Origin of the sequence: Paraburkholderia bannensis, assembly GCF_014200455.1 — a bacterium.
GTDB lineage: Bacteria > Pseudomonadota > Gammaproteobacteria > Burkholderiales > Burkholderiaceae > Paraburkholderia > Paraburkholderia bannensis_A.
On the sequence record NZ_JACHBW010000051.1, the window covers coordinates 1 to 5,801 of the forward strand.

5 protein-coding genes are annotated in these 5,801 nt (G+C 52.3%); all 5 read right to left on the reverse strand.

The features are described 5' to 3' along the window. Positions 1-536, reverse strand: a 536-nt coding sequence (locus F4827_RS35005; RefSeq protein WP_221303927.1) for a hypothetical protein, incomplete at its 3' end; no start/stop codon positions are given. A 204-nt stretch (positions 537-740) separates the two neighbouring features. Then, the gene (locus F4827_RS34630) at positions 741-2,093 is read right to left on the reverse strand and encodes a TniQ family protein (protein ID WP_183733835.1); all 1,353 of its coding nucleotides are present in this window, start codon (positions 2,091-2,093) and stop codon (positions 741-743) included. A gap of 109 nt (positions 2,094-2,202) precedes the next feature. After that, entirely contained in the window at positions 2,203-3,165 is a 963-nt protein-coding gene (locus F4827_RS36125) for a hypothetical protein (protein WP_409258907.1), read from the reverse strand. Positions 3,166-3,523: 358 nt separating this feature from the next. Then, on the reverse strand, positions 3,524-4,690 hold the full coding sequence (locus F4827_RS34640) for an AAA family ATPase (protein ID WP_183733841.1): 1,167 nt from the start codon (positions 4,688-4,690) through the stop codon (positions 3,524-3,526). Beyond that, positions 4,671-5,648 carry a hypothetical protein gene (locus tag F4827_RS34645; protein ID WP_221303928.1) on the reverse strand — a complete coding sequence of 326 codons (978 nt, stop codon included), beginning with the start codon at positions 5,646-5,648 and terminating at the stop codon, positions 4,671-4,673. The genes F4827_RS34640 and F4827_RS34645 overlap by 20 nt, the downstream gene beginning before the upstream one ends. Between the last annotated feature and the right edge of the window lie 153 nt (positions 5,649-5,801).

Sequence of the window (5,801 nt, forward strand, 5' to 3'; positions counted from 1 at the left end):
ACTCTTCGTCCGATACGTCCGTTGGGTAGGGTCTGCGTTTTTTCATCCCGCCAGGGTACCAGGTCTGGCCGAAAGTTCATAACACCTTCTAGGGGAAGATATCCACCTTCCGGCAAACGAAAATGGTCCACCACCGCACACTTCCGGCTGCGCTCTTGGGCGACCCAGAGTCTTTCCAGGCACGCCTGAAAATCAATGTCGGGTTCGTCGTAACGGCCCAAATACTCCATCCGAACGAATTTGAGATCCTGGTCGTTCTTTTCTGCTGAGTCTGCCGCAGCTAGTTGGTGCGGCGCGGCAACCTCCTCATTGCTGCTGTCCACGCATGCGAGGCGGCCAGACCCTGACTTTCCGATCCCCGATCTCCCAAAGACACAAAGAACCGGCAGCCTGACGTCTGCCTTGAAGCTACTACGAACTCGATCCGTTTCGGCATCCGCTTTCACACGTGGAACGTACAGCTCCTCCAAACTCCCTTCATATGCCGCGGAAAATAAACGATTTACCACATTCCTTCCATCCAAAGGCTCCTGCATTTTGCCCCTCCCAAAGGGTCAAGGAATGGTTGCCAAGCGGAATGAACACAATATCGGATGGTTTCAACTGTACTCGGTCGTCGATGATTTGCAATGTTAGCTGACGACGACTTGGGACAGCGCGAAGTCAGTCGAGACTATCAAGATAGATCTTCGTATCAACCGTTTTGCTCGGTTTGCACACGAATACATGCCAATGCTCGATCACATGTCCCGTTCTACTTCATGTCTAGCTTGAGCGATCAGTGGATAGTCGGCCCATCGATACTCGACTCCCAGCTTGGTCAACTCAGCCTCCACACACCGCCGGGACGGATTGATGCCAGAAGTTATCATTCTTCGGATAACGTTCTTCAAATGCCTTAGCAACATAGTACGTCGCGCCTCAATTCGATCGGCGCGGTCACGTGCCCTGCGTTCGCGCGCCTTCCCTGAAATCTTTCTCGCAAGTTCCGGAAACTTTGCGTGCAGTTGTGACGGATCAATATCGAGCTTCCTTGCTGTCTGCTCCCAGCTCAGTTGGCATCTATTGGAATTCACCATCGTTCGAAGCTTTCGCTCAATTGAAAACCAGTCGCGCTCCAAACAGGCGGTTCGACGCGGAGTATATTCAACAGCATGCTCTCGACGCTCCAGGCTATGCGGCCAGGCGTCGGAATGTGCACAAAGCCAGTCAGTCAAGTGAATCTGAAACCTTTCACACATATCGAAGACCGCTTGAATCGAAGGAATCACGAGGCCGCCGCGCCATTCCGAGAGGCTAGAAGCAGATTTCTCGCATATGCTTGCAAATCGCCTCGCATTACCTCCAGCAACCCGAACGATACCTGATTCAATCATCAATGCCACGCTCTCCTGCGAGATCTTGTGAAGCGACGTATCTGGAACGTCCAGCAACGACGCAAATTCGCTCGCAATCCATCTTTCCCGAGAGCATTTTCGACTGCAGCGACCTAAAAATCTCCGATATCGAAGCATCTCCATTCCAAGCCACTGGTGGCAGTGAGCACAGCATCCCGAGATAGAGCGGCGGCAAGCTTCGGTGGAGTGTCTGTATTGACATTCAGGGCACACGTTGGTTAGTGGAACGTCATGGGCAGGACACCATTCCACAAGCCTTATCGACCAGATCAAGCGTTCGTAAATATCTCGATTGGCCAGCAAATCATCCTGAAGGCAGACAGGACACCACCGTCTGGCACGCCCAACAAGTCCAAATGGATCGCGCAAAACGCTGGCAAACGGCAACAGCGTGAGCGCCCCAAGGTCCGTTCGCCCAGTAAGATCATTGAGACGTTCGACCCAATACTTTGCTGTCTCGCCGTGCGCATTAGCCAGCGCCAGATGCTGGCCTGACGCGAAGGGTCGACGGGTAGCGTCCGAACTCGCATTGCGCGCTGGCCACCCCACTAGCTCTTTCACGATCACGTCCACCGGCAGCAACGAATTGCTTGCGATTTGGACAACGTAATCGGTCAACTTCTGACGATTCGAACCCGCACACTTCACCGGCTTGAGATGAAAGGCACTTCTCTCAGGAGAAAGATAAGCATTCACCAAGTACTCCTTCAAGATTAAATTCCATCGATGTCGTTTCTCCGGCCTTCGATCACGCCCTCTTAGACTGGACGCAAAAAATTTCACGACCTAACTGATCCAGCAGTGCTCACCCATTAAAGCGCTGAATCTCCTCCCAATAAATCCGCTCTCCTTTCGGAAACAGGCCCCTACCAAGGCGCGTCGCTACTCTCGTTCGCGTGGGCGGCTGACCCTCCTGGGTCAGTTGCTCGATGCACACACGAATTCTTTCCCTGAGCTTGGATCTGTTTATTGCACTAGACGCCTTGCGCCTCTCCGCAGCCGCGTCGCGTACGCGAAGATACACGTCGGGAAGTCGCTTCTTGAAGGTTTCAGCTGTCATATTCTCCATCCGCGCAGCGTCGGTCACACCACGCGGTGGCTGGTCGCTTTCCAACCTTGCGAGAATCCGAGCCCCTACGGCACCCCAATCGCACCAATAGGACCTCGTACGGAAATCTGAATCCCGATGAATATCGAGGGGCAGTTCTCGAACACAGCAGCGATTCCATGCGTCGACTTCCCCGAGAAGCCACGCACGCATGGGTACACCGTATATCCACGACAGCGAACTGATGACGGTGAGTGATACCCTCCTCCATCCGCCCACCCAGTTTTTGACAGTCTCGCAACCAAATCGCAGATTTTCGGAGAACACTTGCGGTCTCCCACGACACGCTTTTGCTATCGCCAATCGCATCATGAGACGAACATTTTCATGTGAAGCTCCTTCTATCTGATCGGAATTCATATCCAGAAGATTGCCAAAATCCCTTGCCACCCAAAGTTGATATTCCGTTGCAACACTCTCCGATTCCACTACATCGTAGGTCCTCTCATCGCCCAGAAAGTGTTGGCAAAATCCACAGTGCCCGGGCAGACAATCTCGTGCAAGCTCATTCGTCTGGGAACGGCCACAGTGTGGGCAGATGCAATCAAGAAGGTCCCCGTGTAGTGGGCAGACCACAACCTGCCTGAGCGACCACAGCAGGCGTTCGTATGGTAGTTGCCCTCGAGCAATGTCCTCCTGAAGACAACGCCTGCACCACATGCGGCGGGCATGCAAATGCGCTCCTCCACCTGACCGGACGAAGTCCGCAAAGGGAAGGAGTGTCAACCCTTCGATATCCGTTCGTCCGACAATCTCACTCACCACCGAGACCCAGTTTCGTGCGCAATCCGCAGCCCCGTTAATATTGGGAGCCTTACTGGGATCGACCGCACCCTCCCTGGAACGAGCGCCAAACGGAAATGGCCCATAGCAGTCGCGGAGCGCGTGCGGCTTTATCAGCGACGTGATCGCGAGCTCTTGCACGTAGCTGGTCAGCCGCTGGCGCGCCCATGTCCCGTTCGCTCGGGGCTCAAGCAGAAAAAGCGCTCGCGGACGCACCCGATAATGCGGATCGAACTCAATCACGACTGCCCCTCGGCGCACCTCGCGAAGGCGTCACTCTGCCGGGACGACGGCCGCGCTTCTTTGCGGCCCTTGCCGGAGCGCCGTCGGAGCCGTCAGCACCGTCCTCGCTCGTCTTAGGTGGCGTCAACTTGCGCTTATCATTTGGATGCTGAATTCCCTCAACCTTAAAATATCCATCAAACATTTCTAGCTCAAGCTTCTCCAACTGCGCGGGCTTGTAGTAGCTCTCGCTCAGGATTTCCTCATCGATCGGCCGCTCTTTCTTGTCTGATATTTTGATCGCGTTAATGAGGATCTTCTTCAAAATTCCTGTCGTGCATAGGGATTGTTTCGAAAGATTCTCAGCGAATGGCTCGAGGTTACACCCTCCCTTCACAGGCATAATATCCTGAAACGAATACAGGACTTCAGCGAATTCCTTCACCTGTTTCGGTAGATAAGGTGCCATATGAATTACATCTCCGCGACGCGCTAGCTGACCGGTTTGCAAGACCAGATCATATAAATCGTAGGCTCCCGATAGAATCATTGTCGTGCTTGAATTGTTCACCATGGACCGAAGTGTGTTCGATTTCTGGCGAACTCGTCCTGGATTCGAAGAAGCTATGATCGCGGATCCTTCATCAAAAAATAGAAGGAATGGTTTCCGTTCACGTATAGATCGGCGCAAACGCGCTCTATATGCCGCCACAGTCGGCGCTCGTCGCTGGGTTATATCTGGTAGAAAAAACTCACGGCCACAGACTACTTTTTTGACCTCAGGTAATGTATTCGAGATGAGGGGAGCCTGAAGCGCTTCTAGGATTTGTTCATAGAAGTCCTTAAAGTCAAATCGTCCATCTTCTCCAGCCCATGCTTCTATCAATGCTGACGGGATGGTATGTATATCTTCCGGATTAGATTTGAAGAATTCTTCGCTTACCTTCCGATGTAGTACATCTCCAACGGACGATTTTCCGACGCCTGCCGGACCCACGAGTACCAACATTGTTCCAGGCAAACCACACTCGATCGCCGCCTCGATTTTTTCCACGACATCATCGAATATATTGTGACTTACGATCGCATTCTTGAAATATTCCAGGCGAACTTTGAGAGGGGCTCTCAGGACATCTTCCGGGCATCTTTCAACGCCCTTGCTATTGGTACCTTTTCGCATGATAACCTCCAGCCTTGAGCAATCGCATCTGTTCCGCAAGCGACGGCTCTTCGCCCGTTCCACCGGAGGACTTTGATTGCGTACCATCATCGTCAAGTTTGATGTCTTCAGTTCCTTCATCCGGATCCGAATTTTCTTGCTCACGCTGATTCGCAGCAACACGCTCAGTCCACTTCCGATCCATACTTTCGACTATTCCCGATACTGCCATATTCGCTTCGTACTGAGACTCAAGGACCCTGCTATGGAGAATGAAATTCTCCTCAGCTTCGGCTAACGAAATCGACTCAGTCGATGAAGCGTCGGCATCAGTCTTCACGCGTAACATTGGATACCATTCACTTTTCACATGGGCGTAAATTATGTTCGGATCGATTGGGTGATTCTTAACTTGCACAGACAGCCCATGGTATAGAGGACTCTCCAAGCGAGGATTTCTGAATTGAGAATAGTCCGTCCGTATTCCGCGCTGGCAATCAAGCCTTCGCGTATTTCCTCTCACTGTGGGGAACGCAAAAGGAATGCAATCTTTAAGATATCGCTTTCTTCCAGGACGCCTTCCAGCTCGATCGAGGCCTGTCTCAAATTTCTGTCGTGGCGACATGCATAACGTCCCATGACGTCTCTTGTCATAGATATCAAAGAAGAACTCCTCAAGCCCATCGTAGAGTTCTTCGAGGGTATGTCGCGCCAAAACGGTCGGGTCGGATTTTTTCGTCAAACTTCTTGGGTTTCTTCGAAGCTTGGTGTTGCCGTAAAGATTGTGGATAAACGCCGCCTGCGACATACCGAAGAGCCTCTCGATTACATCACCCTCCCGACATGCAGACGTCTTTCTTGGCTTTTCTCCCGAGCGGAGAAAGCGCAGCATCCACTTGAAGTCAGCAGCCCCAAACTCCGATCCTCCATCAAACACCACAAATTCTGGTGCGCGTTCGAATCGTCGCGTCATGTCCATCAACGCAGCCATACATGACAGATATCTTGGCTTGCGAAGTGAAAGATAGAATCCCAATATCTGAACCGCCCCGGGAATCGTGGAGGCTGGTTGGTTTAAGTTAATGCCGGTTCAGCGGCAACCGTTTCAAGTTGCCGATAGTAGTTTGCCTCA

Coding starts and splice junctions, on each gene's coding strand:
- F4827_RS36125 (WP_409258907.1), bottom strand. CDS start 3,165: ATGTGGTGCAGGCGTTGTCTTCAGGAGGACATTGCTCGAGGGCAACTA.
- F4827_RS34640 (WP_183733841.1), bottom strand. CDS start 4,690: ATGCGAAAAGGTACCAATAGCAAGGGCGTTGAAAGATGCCCGGAAGAT.
- F4827_RS34645 (WP_221303928.1), bottom strand. CDS start 5,648: ATGGACATGACGCGACGATTCGAACGCGCACCAGAATTTGTGGTGTTT.